This is a genomic window from Pseudomonas sp. GM33, from assembly GCF_000282295.1.
Classification (GTDB): domain Bacteria; phylum Pseudomonadota; class Gammaproteobacteria; order Pseudomonadales; family Pseudomonadaceae; genus Aquipseudomonas; species Aquipseudomonas laurylsulfatiphila.
In genome coordinates this window covers 1-15,128 of record NZ_AKJO01000177.1, presented here as the reverse complement: position 1 = coordinate 15,128, position 15,128 = coordinate 1, and the positions used below count along the sequence as shown (strand labels likewise).

Below are 15,128 nucleotides of genomic sequence, written 5' to 3'. Positions count from 1 at the left end.
CCAGGCATAGCTGCAGTTTTGAAGTTTGTTTTAATTAAACATGGCGTTAACGACGTCGCATCAAGCCGATGAAGAACAACCCGCCAATCGCCGCCGTGGCCACGCCGATGGGCAAGTCTTCGGGCGCGATCATCGTCCGGGCAGCAACGTCGACCCAGACCAGAAACACGCTGCCAAGCAACACGCACACCGGCAGTACTCTTCGGTGTTCAGCCCCGACCAGTCGCCGCGCGATGTGCGGCACCATCAGCCCGACAAAACCGATCGAACCGCTGATCGACACCAGCACCCCGGTCATCAGCGATGCAATCAGAAATACCCGCAGACGCACGGTGCGCGCATTCAGGCCCAGGGTCACTGCCGTCTGCTCACCGGCCATCAGCGCATTCAACGGTCGCGCCATGCCCAGCAGTAAAACCAGACCGAACAACACACTGGCGGTCGGTACCGCCAGCAATTCCCAGCGCGCCAGCCCGAGTCCGCCGAGCATCCAGAACATCACCGCCGAACTGGCTCGATGGTCGCCCAGGAACAGCAACAAATTGGCGATCGCCATCATCACGAACGACACCGCCACGCCGCACAACAACAGGCGATCACTGTCGAGGCGACCGTGGCGGCTGGCGATCATCAGTACCACCAGCATGCTCAGCAATGCACCGATGAAGGCGGCGACCGGCAAGGTCAGCAGGCCAACGATTTCTCCGACATGCAACACCACGATCACCGCGCCCAACGTCGCGCCGGAGGTGACGCCGAGTAAATGCGGATCAGCCAGCGGGTTGCGCGTCACCGCTTGCAGCACTGCGCCGATCAGCGCCAGGCCAGCGCCGACCAACGCGCCGAGTAGCATGCGCGGCACGCGGATCAGCCAGACGATATGCTCCTGCCCGGGGCTCCAGTCCGGCACACCGAAGCCGAACAGTTTGTGCAGCAGGATGTGCCACACCACGTCCAGCGGTACCCGTGCCGGGCCGAAACCCAGGGACACTACGCAAGACACCAGCAACAGGGCACCGAGGACGATCAGCAACAAGGCGTAGCGACGGTTGATCATTCGCCGTGGAAACCCTTGGCCAGTGTAGCGACCGCCAGCACGTTATCGATCCCCGGCGTGGCCTGCACGTACGGAATGACGATGAAGCGCCGCTGCTTGATCGCTTCCACCGATTGCAGGGCCTTGTTTGCCAGCAGGAACTGAATCTTCTGTTCGGCGGTGATTTCGCTGTAGTCGACGATCACGATCACCTGCGGGTTGTGTTCGACCACGCTTTCCCAGTTGACCCGGGTCCAGCTTACATCGACATCCTCGAGGATGTTGCGCCCGCCAGCGGCGTCGATCAGCGCTTGCGGCATGCCCAGGCGGCCTGAGGTCATGGCCCGGTCTTCGCCGCTGTCGTACAGGAAGACCCGCGGTCTTTGCGCGGGCAGGGTTTTGCGAATGTCCGCCACTTGCGCCTGCATGTGGGCGACCAGGGCGTTGGCGCGGTCCTGCACATCGAAGATCCTGCCGAGGTTGCGCAGATCGTTGTAGGTGTCTTCGAGGCTGGCCGGAGGGCGCTTCATCACGAAGGCGCAGGATTCGCTCAGCTCATACACATTGATGCCCAGCGGCTGCAGGGTCTGCGGAGTGAGATCGCCGCCGACCCGCATGCCGTAGTCCCAACCGGCGAAGAGGAAATCGACGTTGGCATCGAGCAGGGTTTCCACCGACGGGTACTTGGCCGCCAGCTCCGGCAGACCGTCGAGCAGCGACTGCATGTCGGGTGTCACGGCCTTCCAGCCACTGACGCCGCTGTAGCCGGCCATCCGTGGCTTGAGGCCGAGGGCGAGCATCATCTGGGTCATGTTGATGTCGTGGCTGAGGGCGTGTTGCGGTGCTTGCGTGAAGGTCACTTCGCGGTTGCAGCTTTTGACTGTCAGCGGGTAATGGGTGGCTTCGGCCAGGGCCTGGGCGCAGACCGACAGCATCACGAGGCAGAGGCCGGAGCGCAGCAGGGAACGCAAATTCATGGTTGGGTTATCCAGGTGATTCGTGGGTAGCCGTGCAGCGGATGGTCATCAATAAGCGCTTCGACGCCAAACACATTGCGCAGCAGGGCGGCGGTGAGCACCTCTTGCGGCGTGCCGCTGGCGACGATGCGGCCATGATTGATCACGTACAGGCGATCACAAAAAGCCGCCGCCAGATTGAGGTCGTGGATGCTCGCCAGGGTGCCGATGTTCAAGCGCCTGACGAACTTCAACAGCTCAAGCTGATAGCGTGGGTCGAGGTGGTTGGTCGGCTCGTCGAGGATCAGTAGTTGCGGTTGCTGGGCCAGGGCGCGGGCGAGTATTACCCGCTGTTTTTCACCGCCTGAGAGGGTGGCGAACTCATGGTCATCGAAGCCCTTGAGGCCGACGGACTCCAGCGCCTGATGAATGAGTGTCGAGTCCTCGAGCGTGTCGCCATCGAACAGACCTTTGTGTGGCGTGCGGCCCATGGCGACCACTTCCTCGACGGTCAGGCCGAAGGCATCGGGGAACTCCTGCAAGACCACGGCGATGCGTTGCGCGCACCAGCGTGAAGACTGTTTCCAGACATTCTGGTGATTGAGCCTGACCTCGCCGTGCTCCGGTTTACTGAAGCGCCAGGCACAACGCAACAGGCTGGTCTTGCCACTGCCGTTGGGGCCGATCAACCCGACGAACTCACCCGAGGCGACGTGCACGGAGGCATCACGCAGCTGGAATTGATGGTGGCAATGGCCGTGGCCCAGTGGGGACCAGGTGAGGTTGGTGAGGTGCAGCGAGGTCATGCCGTTACTCTTGAGGTGAAGCTGATGGCCTCTTCGCGAGCAAGCCCGCTCCCACAGCAATTGCGTGAATCCTGTGGGAGCGGGCTTGCTCGCGAAGAGGCCCGAAAGGACACCCTGAATACGAGAGGGTGACGCGCGGGGCAGTTTACAGCCCCTTGAGCCCCGCGCATCTCAGCTGTTTCATGATGAAGATGAGGCGCTCTCAGTCTGCCGGGTAAAACGCGACAGCAGCACACGATCCAGCACCCACACCACCACCAGCGAAGCGCCCACCAACGGGAAGGCTACCGCGAGGGCGAACATGATCACCATGGCGGTTTTCCATTTCGGCAGGTCGTGGCGCAGCGGCGGTACGCCGAGTTTTCCTTGCGGACGACGCTTCCACCAGATCACCACGCCGCTGACCGCGCTGAGCAGGATCATCAGGCAGATCAGCAACACGATGATCTGATTGAGGGTGCCGAACATCTTGCCTTCGTGGAGCATCACGCCGATTTCCGTGGCGCGGGCGACGGCGCCATATTGCTCGTAACGCACGTCGGCAAGGACCTTGCCGGTGTACTGGTCGATGTGCAAAGTGGCGTCATTGCGCGGGTCATCGGCGAACACGGCGATGGTGAACACACCGGTGGCCGTCGTTGGCAAGGTGATGCTGTAGCCAGGCTCGACCTTGCTTTGGGTGGCGATGTTTTGCACGTCTTGCAGGCTGATGGTCGGTGCAGCCGTGCCGGCCTGCGCGCCATCGTGGGCCATGTGCTCGGCGTGGTCGCCGGACATGGGCATCGGCGTGTTTTCCATGGCCCAGGGCACGGTCTGGCGGGTGGCGCTGTTGAGGCTGCGCGCCTCGACGTCGGACTTCGGTACGTTGTCCCACATTGCCGCCGGAAAGACGTTCCACACGGCCGCGTATTGCTGGCCCCAGAAGCCGGTCCAGGTCATGCCGCTGAGTAGCATCACCAGCAGCAGGGAGGCGCCCCAGAATCCGGTGACGGCATGCAAGTCACGCCAAAGCACCCGCCCGCGACTGCTCAGGCGTGGCCACAGAATGCCGGCGGCCTGACCGCGCGGCCACCACAGGAATACCCCGGATACCACCAGCACCACACCCCAGCCGGCGGCCAGTTCGATCAGCCGATCGCCGACGGTGCCGATCATCAGCTCGCCATGAATCGCGCGCGCAATGGCTTGCAGGTTCTTCTTGGCGTCTTGCTCGCCGAGGATGTCGCCTTGGTACGGATCGACAAAAACGTTCAGCTCGTTGCCGTCGTTGAGCACGACAAACTGAGCGCTGCGTTCGGCATTGACCGGTGGCAGGTACTGTTTGATCGTGGCCTGGGGATACGCATCTTTTACCCGCTTGAGCAGATCGTCGGCCGGGACAGTGTGATGACCGGCCGGTACGTTGAGCAGGCTGCTGTACATCAGCGAATCGAGTTGCGGCTTGAACAGGTAAAGGGTGCCGGTCAGGGCCAGCATCACCATGAATGGCGCAACGAACAATCCGGCATAGAAATGCCAGCGCCAGGCCAGGTTGTAGAAGTTCACTTTGGGCTGTTTCATCACGTGTGCTCCGCATTGGCGAATCAGTTGTTTTTTTAAAAGATCGCAGTACGCATTCCCTGCAGGAGCTGGCGAAGCCTGCGATCTTTTGATCTTGTTGTCAGAAACTCATATCCACCCGGGTCCAGAGCGTGCGCCCCGGCTCCTTGATGGCTTGCGGGTCATTGGCCGGGTAGCCGAAGCCGGCGTTCCCTGCCAGATTCAAGTGCTCGGCGTAAGCCTTGCCGAACAGGTTGTCGACGCCGCTGCTGACCTTCCAGTGGCTGTTGATCCGATAGGCTCCGTTGAGGGAGAACACGCCGAACCCCGGCGTCTTGCCGAAGTCCTTGCCGACCACGTTGCCCTTGTTCTGGTCGATGCGATTTTGTGCGGCGACCACTCTCCACAGTGCGCCGGCACTCCAGTTGTCTTCGCTGTAGGTCAGGCCGAAACGGGTGTCCAGCGGCGGCATCTGCGGCAACGCAGAGCCATCGCTGCTGTTCTTGCCCCAGGCGTAGGCCAGTGTCGCGTCGGCTTTCCAGTGTTCAGTGAGGCTGTAGGCGGCGCCCAGTTCGCCGCCCATGATTCGTGCGTCGATGTTCTCGGCTTGCGAGGTCGTGCCCATCATCGTCGGGGTGTAGTTGAACAGGATGTAGTCGCGCACCTGCCCGACGTAACCCGAGGCCCAGGCTTCGAGTGTTTCGGTCTTGTATTGCAGGCCGAAATCGAGCTGGGTGGTTTTTTCCGGCTTGATCGAATCGAAGGCATTCACCGAACCGGCAGGGCCGGAATTGGGCGAAAACAGCTCCCAGTAGTCCGGGAACCGCTGGGTGTGACCGAGGCCCGCGTACAAGGTGGTCGGGCTGTCGGCCAGGTCATGCTCGTAGCGGATGAAGCCGCTTGGCAGGGTGTCGGCGCGGGTGTCGTCGGCGGTCGGATTCGGCCGGGTCATCATTCCCGAGCCGATGGTTTGCCGATAGTCCTTGGCCGAGGCGCGGTCCAGGCGTGCGCCACTGATCAAGCGGTCACGGTCGGCGGCGTACCAGGTCAGTTCGCCGAACACACCGTAGTTATGGAAGTCGGCATCCTTGGTGTAGGGCAGGTCCTTGTAGGTGTCGATGCCCATGGCGCTGCGCTGGCGATGTTCGTTGGTCTGTGCGTCGATGCCGCTGATCAGTTGCACATCAGCCCAGCGCCAGGTGGCCTTGATCCGTGCGCCGAGGGTGCGGCGGTCGACGTTGGAGGCCATGGGGCCGGCCATCATGCCGGTACCGGACGGCGTGCGCAGGGTATAGTTGTCCATCACGTGGTCGGCGTAGTTGTAGTAGACCTGCGCCTCGACCGTATCCAGCACATCGCCGATGTTGGATTTCTCGAAGCGCAGGCCGAGGCTTTCGCGCAGGAACTGCGAACCGTCCATGCTGCGCCCGGCGTAGCGCGCCTCACCGTCACCTTTGCCGGCGGTCAGCTCCAGCAAGGTATCGGCATCCGGGGCCCAGCCGAGTGCGACGTCGCCGTTCCATTTGTCGTAGCGCGATGGGACGGTGTCGTTGTTGCCATCCTGATAGTCGTCTGCATGTGCGGTGTTGCCGATCACCCGCACGTAGCCCAGTGGTCCGCCGGCAGCGGCGTCCACCAGTTTGTCGAAGCGCCTGTTGGAGCCGGCTAGCACACTGGCGTTGACCCGTGTGCCGAGCTCGCCGAAGTGTTCCGGCTCGCGCTCGAACAGGATGGTGCCGGCCGACGCGCCCGGTCCCCAGAGCACGGTTTGCGGGCCTTTGATCACGGTCAGCTTGTCGTAGGTTTCCGGCGAAATGTAGGAGGTCGGCGCGTCCATCCGCCCAGGACAGGCGCCAAGCATCATGCCGCCATTGGTGAGGATGTTCAGTCGCGAGCCGAACATGCCGCGCAGCACCGGGTCGCCGTTGGTGCCGCCGTTGCGCACCTGGGCGAAACCGGGAATGGTTTTCAGATAATCCGAGCCGTCGCTGGCCGGCACCGGTTGGCGCGGGTCCTTGGGATTGGTGACGATGGTCAATGGCGAGCTGGGGGCAACGGCGGTAATCACCGTCGGGCTCAGTTCTTCAGTGTGACCGGCGTGTTCATCGGCCAGCGCGGAAGGCGCCAGCAATGCACTGCACAAAATCGCAGTGGCGTGCCTGAAACGAATGCCGGATTCGTTTTGGGTCATGGAGACTTGAGCTGGGCTCAAGCGTGTGTCAGCAGAAAACCTGGACATGAAATTTCCATCGAACAGTCGTAAACGACACGGCCAGCAGCCTGAAGCTGTCCCTGTGGGAGCGGGCTTGCTCGCGAAAGCGGTGTGCCAGTCGACATCTGCGTTGACTGACACTCTCTCTTCGCGAGCAAGCCCGCTCCCACCGGTTGCTTGGGTTGTCTTGCGGACCGTGTGAGATCGGAGGTGGGTGTTTACGCGACGGCAGGCGGGGCGCGGGTGCGGGCGCCGGGGAAGAAGGTTTGCCGGGCGTGGCCCAGGCGCGGAGAAGGCGTGGTGAAGGTGTTGACGGGTGGAATGACGAAGTTGGCGAAGGACACGCCGCCGGTCAGCGCCGGGCAATTGAACAGCAGGCTGCAATAGCCGCACTTTTCCCACAGCACATGGTGCCCCGGGGCAGGCGGGCAATGCTCGGCGGAGGTTTGCTTGCCGTGGTCGGCATGCTCCATTGCCGACATGTCCATGCTCATATCCGCCGGCATGCTCATCGACATGGCGCGCGAATCCATCGGCATCGACTGGGAAATCAGCGGACCGATAAAGATCATCAGCATGGCGAACAGGCTGATCCAGCTGCCGCGTGTCAGGCTCAATGCCTGACTGCGTGGCCTGGATGACCTGGCACTAAGCGGGCGCATGGGCGTTTTCAGCTCAGGCGATTACGGATTGTGCGCGTGCGCCTGCATGCCGTCCGGCGCCTGCTTCTGCACCGCGACTTCGACCGTCACGTCACCGGCCTTCTCGAAGTGCAGCGTCATGGGAAAGCGCTTGCCGTCAACCAGCAGGCTGCGGTCCTTGAGGCCCAGCAACATCACGTGATAGGCCATCGGTGCGAAAGTGACCTCGCCACCGGCGGGCACTTCCACGCTCGGTACGTGCTGCATTTTCATCATGTCGCCTTGCATCACGTGCTCATGCAATTGCGCTTCACCGGCAATGGGGGTGTCGACGCTGAGCAGGCGGTCGGCGGTCTTGCCTTCATTGTCGATCACGAAATACGCCGCAACGGTGGGCGCATTGGGTGGCAACTCCTGGGACCACGGATGGGCGATTTCCAGCGTGCCGACCTTGTATTCGTGGGCATTGGCAAAGCAGGCAGGCAGCAGCAACGCAGCCAGAACGATGAGTTTGTTCAACATGGCAGTTCTCCGGAACGATTTAAAACGCAGTCAATTGCGAGAAAAAATCACACCAGAGGGGACGCGCGGGGGTTGAGACTCGGCCATTGCTGGCGCGGTGACGGGCTGGTGAGCGAGGTGGCAGGCAGGCTTCGGTTGGATTCGAAGTGCGCGAAATACAGCTGTGGCGAATGCCCCGGCAACGCCACCAATGGCGCAGAACCCGAGCAGCACCAGCAATGCTGCATATTGGAATGATCGTCGTTTTGCGGGGCTTTCTGTTCGAGGTCGCCGATGGACGTCGCCACCATCCTGGTGCCGCTGGAACTGCAGAAGCTGCCCCACAACAACTGTTCGGCAGGTGACTTCGATGTTTGCGCCATCGCTCCGGACATCGGCATGGCGAGCAAATTGAACAGCACTGCGAAGCAGGCTATCCAGGCAATTGCGAGCCGTTGTCGGGACATGGGACAAAATCCGTTTGGGTGGGCGATCAGGCGCGGGCTATTTAGCCTGATCAGGGCCGATAAGTAAAAACGTGGCGTGCGGTTTGGTGTCGCAGTAAAAAGACACTGACTCAGTGTGCACGTACCGCATGTACTTGTATTTCTACTCCTAGCGTAGCGCGAATTACGGCGAATATTGCAGCCAGGTTGTCCATGCTCGGGTTGCCTTTGGCAGACAGCATGCGATGGAGGCTTTTGCTGGGCTTTGCCGTTTCCTTTGCCAGTTCTTCAAAACCTACAGTGGCGTTGATCAGGTCGCGCAGGATGATCCGGGCCATTTCAGGTTCGCCGTTAAGAAACAGAGTAGCAGCCTCGTCCAACAATGCCTGGGCGAACTCGGGATCACGTTGGGCACGCTCGGCGATGGTGTGTTTGTAGTTTCGGGTGAGCGCCATGACGTTATCTCCGGTGCCGTTCAGTCTTTTTTCGGGATCGAAACTCGGCTATCAGTGTTTTCGCCTGCTTGATGTCAGTTTTTTGTGTGGACTTGTCACCACCACCAAAAAGGATGATCAGGCGTTTCCCCTCTTGGACAAGATAGATTCTGTAGCCAGGCCCCCAATTGATCCGGTACTCGCCGAGACCATCGAACCACTTGATGTTTGATGTGTTTCCCAGTTCCAGGCGAAGCAACGCACTGGATACCTTAAGCGCTGCCTGTGCATCCAAGGTGGAAAACCAGCGGCCAAAGGGGCTTTTGTCGTTGTCCTGAACGTATTCTTCGAGTGTGATCACAGGCGGCTCTGAAGGTAACAAATAGGTTACTTATCATGCAAGCCAATGATCCTGACCTATCGGACGAAGACCGACAACGCGCCAAGTATTTCCTCAAGCGTCAGGAACTCCCGATCAACCCCCGGCAACACCGGCCGCTGCAGAACAATCACCGGCACCCCACGCTCACGCGCCACTTCCAGCTTCGGCTCGGTCGCCGTGCTGCCGCTGTTCTTGCTGATCAATACGTCGATCTGTCGACGCTCGAACAACGCGCGTTCATCGTCGATCAGGAACGGTCCCCGTGCGCCGATCACTTCGCAGCGCTCGTTGCCCGGATAGACGTCCAGCGCGCGCAGGGTCCAGAATTGCTCCGCAGGAATTTCGTCCAGGTGTTGCAGGGGCTCGCGACCGAGGGTGAACAGCGGTCGGCGGAAGGGTTTCAGGGCTTCGATCAGTTCGGCCCAATCGGCAACTTCCCGCCAATCGTCTCCCGCCTGGGCTTGCCAGGCCGGACGCCGTAGCGCCCAGCAGGGAATACCGCTCAAGCGCGCGGCGGTCGCAGCGTTCTGGCTGATCTGGGCGGCGTAGGGGTGAGTGGCGTCGACCAGCAGCTCGATTCCTTCATCGCGAATGAATTGCGCCAGACCCTCGGCACCGCCGTAACCGCCAACGCGGATCTGACATTGCAGGTCCGTCGGCACCCGGCCGATACCGGCCAGGCTGTAAATGTGCTGCGGCCCCAGCGTGCGGGCAATGGCCAAGGCTTCGGTCACACCGCCGAGCAACAGGATGCGCTTCATTGGAAAGCGCCTGCATGGCCGACAATCCCGCCCTGGCGATCGATGGCAAAGACTTCCACTTGAACCTGCGCCGGCACCACGCTGCGGGCGAAGTCCAGGGCGTGCTGACAGACTGCGTCGCCCAGGGCAACCCCGGCTGCGGCGGCCATGGCCAGTGCCTGCTGACTGGTGTTGGCCTCGCGGATACTTTGCTGCAATGCCGTATCGGCGCCGACCTGTGCGGCCCATAGCGCCAGTTGCGGCAGGTCGATGCTCGAATGACGACTGTGCAAATCCATATGCCCGGCCGCCAGTTTGCTGATCTTGCCGAATCCACCGCACAGGCTGAGCCTGTCCACGGGCACTTTGCGCAGGTGCTTGAGTACGGCACCGACGAAGTCGCCCATTTCGATCAGGGCAATTTCCGGCAGGTTGTAGACCTGGCGCATGGTGTCTTCGCTGGCATTGCCGGTACAGGCGGCGATGTGCAGGTAACCGTTGGTTTTCGCCACATCGATGCCCTGGTGGATCGAGGCGATGTAGGCCGCGCATGAAAACGGCCGGACGATGCCGCTGGTGCCGAGGATCGACAGTCCGCCAAGAATGCCCAGGCGCGGGTTCATGGTTTTCAGTGCCAGTGCCTCGCCATTCTCGACATTGACCGTCACGTCGAAACCGCCGGCATAACCGAGCTCGTCGGCCAGCCCGGCCAGGTGGTCGCCGATCATTTTGCGTGGCACCGGGTTGATCGCCGGTTCGCCGACACCCAGCACCAGCCCGGGCCGGGTCACGGTGCCGACGCCGCGACCGGCATGGAAGCGAATCCCCGGCTCGGCGCTCAGGCGCACCTGCGAGTAGAGCAGGGCGCCATGGGTCACGTCGGGATCGTCTCCGGCGTCCTTGAGGGTTCCCGCTTCGGCGCCGTCCTCGGTGAGGCGGCAGAACTCCAGGCGCATCTGCACGTGCTTGCCTTTGGGCAGCACGATGTCCACCGCGTCGGCTGTTACACCGGCCAACAGCAAGCGTGCGGCAGCGAGGCTGGTAGCGGTTGCGCAACTGCCGGTGGTCAGGCCACTGCGTAGCGGGGCGGGTTGTTCGGCGGTTTCGTCACGCATCGAAAGGCTTCGTTACGTCCAGCAAGGTAATCGGCAGGGCCTGGCGCCAGGTGTCGAAGTCGCCCAGTGGTTGTGCTTGCGCGATATGAATTCGCGTCAGCTCTCCGCCGTGTTGCTCGCGCCAGGCCATCAGGGTCATTTCACTTTGCAGGGTGACCGCGTTGGCAATCAGCCGGCCACCGGGCTTGAGTTCGGCCCAGCATGTATCCAGCACACCGTCACGGGTAACACCGCCACCGATGAAAATCGCGTCCGGTCGCTCCAGGCCGGCCAAGGCCTGCGGCGCACTGCCACGAACCAGCTGCAGGCCAGGAACGCCGAGGGCATCGCGGTTGTGCTCGATCAGCGCCTGGCGGCCGTCATCCGCCTCGATGGCCAGTGCGCGACAACCGGGGTGGGTGCGCATCCATTCGATGCCGATCGAGCCACTGCCGGCACCGACATCCCACAACAGTTCGCCGGGGATCGGGGCCAGACGTGCGAGGGTGATGGCGCGCACATCGCGTTTGGTCAGTTGGCCATCGTGTTTGAAGGCGGAGTCCGGCAGTCCGGCCAGTCGGGACAGCTGCAGCGTATTCGGCTCGGCGATGCACTCGATGGCGACCAGGTTCAGGTCGGCAATCGGTGAGTCGTTCCAGTCGCTGGCGATACCATCGATACGCCGCTCGGCTTCGCCGCCCAGGTGTTCCAGCACGGTGAGTCGACTGGGACCAAAGCCTCGTTCGCGCAACAGTGCAGCGATGGCGGCGGGGCTGCGGCCGTCGTTGCTCAATACCAGCAAGCGCACACCGCTGGACAACTGGGCGTTGAGTGCAGCGACCGGCCGGGCCACCACCGAAAGGGTAACCACGTCTTGCAAGGGCCAACCCATTCGCGCTGCGGCGAGCGAGCAGGAGGAGGGCGCGGGAAGCGTCAGCATCTCGGCGGCGGGGAGTTGCCGGGCCAGGCTGGCGCCGACGCCGAAGAACATCGGATCGCCACTGGCCAGGACACAAACGGGCTCGCCACGGTGCGACAGCAGCGACTCAAGGCAGAAGGGGCTCGGCCACGGCTGGCGCTCGCCGCGTATGCACGGCGGGAGCAAATCCAGATGCCGCTGGCCGCCGAAGATTTTCGCGGCGCGCAACAGCGCATGCCGGGCGTTCTTGCCCAGGCCCTTGAAACCGTCTTCGCCGATGCCTACTACCGTCAGCCAGGGTGTCATGCCGTTCCTCAATCACGCGTTCAACATTGTTGGGCGGCATGATAGCGCGGGTTCCTTGAGCTGACTGCCTTCTCTTCCCGACCGGAGTCTTTTCATGCGGCGAAGTAAAGCAGGCATAATACCGCGCACTTTCGCCGTGAATCGCCTCGCCACCTGAACGGGTCCGCCTTGAACGAACGTCCGCTGTCCGCTGCCTTACGCCCCTCGGCTTGCCCGGGGTTGCTGCGTATTGTGCCGGCGCTGGATGGCGGCATCTGTCGGATCAAGTTGAACGGTGGTTCGATCAACAGCGTCCAGGCCGAGGCCGTGGCGTCAGCAGCCGAGCGTTACGCCAGCGGAGCGATCGAGGCGACCAACCGGGCCAACCTGCAGATCCGCGGAATTGGCAACGAGCAATCGGCGTTGATCGACAGCCTGCTGGCTGCCGGTCTGGGACCGCGAACGGCGGCTGGCGACGATGTGCGCAACCTGATGCTCAGCCCCGGCGCCGGGATCGATCGGCACATGCTGTTCGACACTCGGCCGCTGGCCGGGCAGATCCTCGCCACATTGCAAAGCCACGAAGCTTTTCACGACCTCAGTGCCAAGTTCGCCGTGCAGCTTGATGGCGGTGAAGACCTTGCGATGCTCGAACATCCCCATGACCTGTGGCTTTCGGCGTTTGACCAGGGCGGCGAGCAACGGTTGGCGTTCGGTTTGGCGGGATGCCCGACGGATAGCCCCGCCGGTTCGGTTGCACTCGCTGACGGGCATGCGCTGGTGGTCGCGGTCCTTGAGTTGTTCCTTGAACTGGCGCGCCCCGAGCAGACGCGGATGCGTCATTTGCTGGCCGAGCATTCGGCCGAGGGTGTTTTGCTTCGGCTGGCTGAGCGAGTACCGATGCAAGCGGTTGTCGGTTGGCAGCGGGTTGGGGGTTGCAGTGATTTGCACATCGGCGCGCATCCCCAGGCCGGGTCAGGTGTTGTCTATGTCGGGGCTGTCCCTCCATTAGGGCGGCTCGATCCGGCGATGCTGCGGGGGGCGGCACAACTGGCACGGGAGTTCGGTGATGCCAGTCTGCGCTTCACGCCTTGGCAAAGCCTGCTATTGCCCAATATCCGCGCGGAAAACGCCGCCGAGGTCATTCGGCAGTTGCACTGTCTGGGCTTGCAGTGCGATGCCGATCAGCCATTGTCCCGGTTGATCGCCTGCACCGGTTCAAACGGCTGCGGTAAAGGCCTGGCCGAGACCAAGGGCGATGCCCTGCAACTGGCTACATTGCTGCAACGTCACGGGCAAACGCCGAGCGTGCATTTGAGCGGGTGCGCGCGTTCCTGTGCCGCCGCGCATACGGCGCCCGTCACCTTGCTGGCCGTCGCCCCCGGTCACTACGATCTCTATTTTCGTGATGCAACGCAGCCGGGTTTCGGCGCGCTGCACGCACACAACCTTACTATTGAAGCGGTCGCGGCCTTGCTCGACGCCCACTCACGGAGCCCCCTTGATGCTTGATTACATCCGCGACGGTCAGGAGATCTATCGCAACTCCTTCGCGATCATTCGCGCCGAGGCCAACCTCGACCGAATTCCGGCCGATCTGGAGAAACTCGCGGTCCGTGTGATTCACGCCTGCGGCATGGTCGAGGCCATCGACGGTTTGCAGTTTTCCGAAGGGGCGGGCAAGGCCGGGCGTGATGCGCTGGCGGCCGGCGCGCCGATTTTGTGCGATGCGCGAATGGTCTCCGAAGGCGTGACCCGCGCGCGGTTGCCGGCAAACAATCCGGTGATCTGCACCCTGCGCGACGAAAGCGTTCCGGAACTGGCCCGTGAATTGGGCAACACCCGCTCAGCTGCTGCGCTGGAACTGTGGCGTCCCCATCTGGAAGGTAGCGTGGTGGTCATCGGCAACGCCCCGACGGCGCTGTTCTATTTGCTGGAGATGCTCGACGCCGGTGCGCCGAAACCGGCGCTGATCCTCGGGTTCCCTGTGGGTTTCGTCGGCGCCGCCGAATCCAAGGCAGCGCTGGCGGCTGACAGCCGTGGCGTGCCGTTTGTCATCATGCAGGGTCGCCTGGGCGGTAGTGCCATGGCCGCCGCCGCCGTCAATGCCCTCGCCACGGAGATCGAATGATGCAGCAACCTGGACGTTTGATCGGCCTCGGTGTCGGTCCCGGTGATCCGGAACTGATTACTGTCAAGGCACTGCGGTTGCTGCGCGAGTCGCCTGTAGTGGCGTACTTCGTCGCCAAGGGCAAGAAGGGCAACGCCTTCGGTATCATCGAAGCCCACCTGCAGGACGCACAGAATTTGTTGCCACTGGTGTACCCGGTGACCACCGAAGCCTTGCCGGCGCCGTTGTCCTACGAGCAAGTGATCAGCGACTTCTACGATGACGCTGCCGCAGAACTGGCCGCGCATCTCGACGCCGGCCGCGACGTAGCGGTGATCTGCGAGGGCGACCCGTTCTTCTACGGTTCCTACATGTACCTGCACGACCGGCTCGCCCAGCGTTATCAGGCTGAAGTCGTGCCTGGCGTATGCTCGATGCTCGGCGGTGCCTCGGTGCTCGGTGCGCCGCTGGTGTATCGCAATCAGAGTCTGTCGGTGTTGTCCGGTGTGCTGCCGCACGACGAACTCAAGCGTCGCCTGGCCGATGCCGATGCGGCGGTGATCATGAAACTGGGACGCAACTTTCCCAAGGTACGCCTGGTGCTGGAAGAGCTCGGCCTGGCCGAGCGTGCGCTGTACGTCGAACGCGCAACCATGGCCAATCAGAAGATCGTGCCGCTGGACCAGGTCGAGCCGATGTCTTCGCCGTACTTCTCGTTGATCATCGTTCCCGGTGAAAGGTGGCAAGGCTGATGACCCGTCCAGTTCCGGCGATTGTCATTCTCGGCAATGGCAGCCTCGCGACCGCGCGCAACATTCAACAACTTTATCCCGATGCGCTGATCCACGGCCTGGCTGAACGGGTCGAAGGCGCGGATCGGGTCTATCACGAATTCGGTGCGACCCTGCGCGAACTCTATCAACAGGGCACTCCCGTCATTGCCCTGTGCGCCGCCGGGATTGTGATCCGCACGCTGGCGCCCTTGTTGTTGGAAAAGGGCGCCGAGCCACCGGTATTGGCGGGGGGC

The 15,128-nt window shown here is 62.4% G+C and carries 16 protein-coding genes and 1 pseudogene; 4 read left to right on the top strand and 13 right to left on the bottom strand.

Annotation, left to right across the window (positions count from 1 at the left end; genetic code table 11):
- Positions 1–46: 46 nt before the first annotated feature.
- From PMI26_RS03160 to PMI26_RS03215, 13 genes are all read right to left on the bottom strand, one after another.
- A complete protein-coding gene (locus PMI26_RS03160) occupies positions 47–1,057 on the bottom strand; it encodes a FecCD family ABC transporter permease (protein WP_007979630.1) in 1,011 nt (336 codons plus the stop codon).
- A complete protein-coding gene (locus PMI26_RS03165; protein ID WP_007979628.1) occupies positions 1,054–2,013 on the bottom strand; it encodes an ABC transporter substrate-binding protein in 960 nt (319 codons plus the stop codon). The genes PMI26_RS03160 and PMI26_RS03165 overlap by 4 nt, the downstream gene beginning before the upstream one ends.
- The gene (locus tag PMI26_RS03170; RefSeq protein WP_007979627.1) at positions 2,010–2,798 is read right to left on the bottom strand and encodes an ABC transporter ATP-binding protein; all 789 of its coding nucleotides are present in this window, start codon (positions 2,796–2,798) and stop codon (positions 2,010–2,012) included. Before PMI26_RS03170 ends, PMI26_RS03165 begins: the two co-directional genes overlap by 4 nt.
- Before the next feature lie 180 nt (positions 2,799–2,978).
- Positions 2,979–4,358 carry a PepSY-associated TM helix domain-containing protein gene (locus PMI26_RS03175; RefSeq protein WP_007979625.1) on the bottom strand — a complete coding sequence of 460 codons (1,380 nt, stop codon included), beginning with the start codon at positions 4,356–4,358 and terminating at the stop codon, positions 2,979–2,981.
- Between the two features lie 100 nt (positions 4,359–4,458).
- Positions 4,459–6,528 (bottom strand): TonB-dependent copper receptor, encoded by a 2,070-nt coding sequence (locus PMI26_RS03180; RefSeq protein ID WP_443200857.1) that lies wholly within the window; start codon positions 6,526–6,528, stop codon positions 4,459–4,461.
- Between the two features lie 239 nt (positions 6,529–6,767).
- Entirely contained in the window at positions 6,768–7,211 is a 444-nt protein-coding gene (locus tag PMI26_RS03185; protein WP_007979621.1) for a DUF2946 domain-containing protein, read from the bottom strand.
- A gap of 21 nt (positions 7,212–7,232) precedes the next feature.
- On the bottom strand, positions 7,233–7,712 hold the full coding sequence (locus PMI26_RS03190) for a copper chaperone PCu(A)C (RefSeq protein ID WP_007979618.1): 480 nt from the start codon (positions 7,710–7,712) through the stop codon (positions 7,233–7,235).
- Positions 7,713–7,759: 47 nt separating this feature from the next.
- Positions 7,760–8,158 (bottom strand): DUF2946 domain-containing protein, encoded by a 399-nt coding sequence (locus tag PMI26_RS0129880; protein WP_033048371.1) that lies wholly within the window; start codon positions 8,156–8,158, stop codon positions 7,760–7,762.
- Between the two features lie 110 nt (positions 8,159–8,268).
- Positions 8,269–8,592: a helix-turn-helix domain-containing transcriptional regulator gene (locus tag PMI26_RS03195; protein WP_007979614.1), complete on the bottom strand. Its 324-nt coding sequence runs from the start codon at positions 8,590–8,592 to the stop codon at positions 8,269–8,271.
- A 4-nt stretch (positions 8,593–8,596) separates the two neighbouring features.
- Positions 8,597–8,932 carry a type II toxin-antitoxin system RelE/ParE family toxin gene (locus tag PMI26_RS03200; protein WP_007979613.1) on the bottom strand — a complete coding sequence of 112 codons (336 nt, stop codon included), beginning with the start codon at positions 8,930–8,932 and terminating at the stop codon, positions 8,597–8,599.
- A 56-nt stretch (positions 8,933–8,988) separates the two neighbouring features.
- The gene (locus PMI26_RS03205) at positions 8,989–9,714 is read right to left on the bottom strand and encodes a cobalt-precorrin-6A reductase (protein WP_007979611.1); all 726 of its coding nucleotides are present in this window, start codon (positions 9,712–9,714) and stop codon (positions 8,989–8,991) included.
- Positions 9,711–10,808, bottom strand: a complete 1,098-nt coding sequence (locus PMI26_RS03210) for a cobalt-precorrin-5B (C(1))-methyltransferase (protein WP_007979609.1) — start codon at positions 10,806–10,808, stop codon at positions 9,711–9,713. Before PMI26_RS03210 ends, PMI26_RS03205 begins: the two co-directional genes overlap by 4 nt.
- Positions 10,801–12,012 (bottom strand): bifunctional cobalt-precorrin-7 (C(5))-methyltransferase/cobalt-precorrin-6B (C(15))-methyltransferase, encoded by a 1,212-nt coding sequence (locus PMI26_RS03215; RefSeq protein WP_007979607.1) that lies wholly within the window; start codon positions 12,010–12,012, stop codon positions 10,801–10,803. Before PMI26_RS03215 ends, PMI26_RS03210 begins: the two co-directional genes overlap by 8 nt.
- A gap of 168 nt (positions 12,013–12,180) precedes the next feature.
- Between PMI26_RS03215 and cobG the strand changes: the two genes are divergently transcribed.
- The 4 genes and pseudogenes from cobG to PMI26_RS03235 form a co-directional block, all read left to right on the top strand.
- Positions 12,181–13,503, top strand: coding sequence for a precorrin-3B synthase (gene cobG / locus PMI26_RS03220; RefSeq protein ID WP_007979605.1), 1,323 nt, complete (start codon positions 12,181–12,183; stop codon positions 13,501–13,503).
- A complete protein-coding gene (locus PMI26_RS03225; protein WP_007979603.1) occupies positions 13,496–14,122 on the top strand; it encodes a precorrin-8X methylmutase in 627 nt (208 codons plus the stop codon). The genes cobG and PMI26_RS03225 overlap by 8 nt, the downstream gene beginning before the upstream one ends.
- A complete protein-coding gene (locus PMI26_RS03230) occupies positions 14,122–14,853 on the top strand; it encodes a precorrin-2 C(20)-methyltransferase (RefSeq protein ID WP_033048380.1) in 732 nt (243 codons plus the stop codon). The genes PMI26_RS03225 and PMI26_RS03230 overlap by 1 nt, the downstream gene beginning before the upstream one ends.
- A pseudogene (locus PMI26_RS03235) lies at positions 14,853–15,128 on the top strand (precorrin-3B C(17)-methyltransferase); the annotation flags it as partial. The gene PMI26_RS03230 and the pseudogene PMI26_RS03235, both read left to right, overlap by 1 nt.

What these genes read in the sequence shown, in the direction of transcription:
- PMI26_RS03160 (WP_007979630.1), bottom strand. Translation starts at nt 1,057, where the DNA reads ATGATCAACCGTCGCTACGCCTTGTTGCTGATCGTCCTCGGTGCCCTG.
- PMI26_RS03165 (WP_007979628.1), bottom strand. Translation starts at nt 2,013, where the DNA reads ATGAATTTGCGTTCCCTGCTGCGCTCCGGCCTCTGCCTCGTGATGCTG.
- PMI26_RS03170 (WP_007979627.1), bottom strand. Translation starts at nt 2,798, where the DNA reads ATGACCTCGCTGCACCTCACCAACCTCACCTGGTCCCCACTGGGCCAC.
- PMI26_RS03175 (WP_007979625.1), bottom strand. Translation starts at nt 4,358, where the DNA reads ATGAAACAGCCCAAAGTGAACTTCTACAACCTGGCCTGGCGCTGGCAT.
- PMI26_RS03180 (WP_443200857.1), bottom strand. Translation starts at nt 6,528, where the DNA reads ATGACCCAAAACGAATCCGGCATTCGTTTCAGGCACGCCACTGCGATT.
- PMI26_RS03185 (WP_007979621.1), bottom strand. Translation starts at nt 7,211, where the DNA reads ATGCGCCCGCTTAGTGCCAGGTCATCCAGGCCACGCAGTCAGGCATTG.
- PMI26_RS03190 (WP_007979618.1), bottom strand. Translation starts at nt 7,712, where the DNA reads ATGTTGAACAAACTCATCGTTCTGGCTGCGTTGCTGCTGCCTGCCTGC.
- PMI26_RS0129880 (WP_033048371.1), bottom strand. Translation starts at nt 8,158, where the DNA reads ATGTCCCGACAACGGCTCGCAATTGCCTGGATAGCCTGCTTCGCAGTG.
- PMI26_RS03195 (WP_007979614.1), bottom strand. Translation starts at nt 8,592, where the DNA reads ATGGCGCTCACCCGAAACTACAAACACACCATCGCCGAGCGTGCCCAA.
- PMI26_RS03205 (WP_007979611.1), bottom strand. Translation starts at nt 9,714, where the DNA reads ATGAAGCGCATCCTGTTGCTCGGCGGTGTGACCGAAGCCTTGGCCATT.
- PMI26_RS03210 (WP_007979609.1), bottom strand. Translation starts at nt 10,808, where the DNA reads ATGCGTGACGAAACCGCCGAACAACCCGCCCCGCTACGCAGTGGCCTG.
- PMI26_RS03215 (WP_007979607.1), bottom strand. Translation starts at nt 12,012, where the DNA reads ATGACACCCTGGCTGACGGTAGTAGGCATCGGCGAAGACGGTTTCAAG.
- PMI26_RS03225 (WP_007979603.1), top strand. Translation starts at nt 13,496, where the DNA reads ATGCTTGATTACATCCGCGACGGTCAGGAGATCTATCGCAACTCCTTC.
- PMI26_RS03230 (WP_033048380.1), top strand. Translation starts at nt 14,122, where the DNA reads ATGCAGCAACCTGGACGTTTGATCGGCCTCGGTGTCGGTCCCGGTGAT.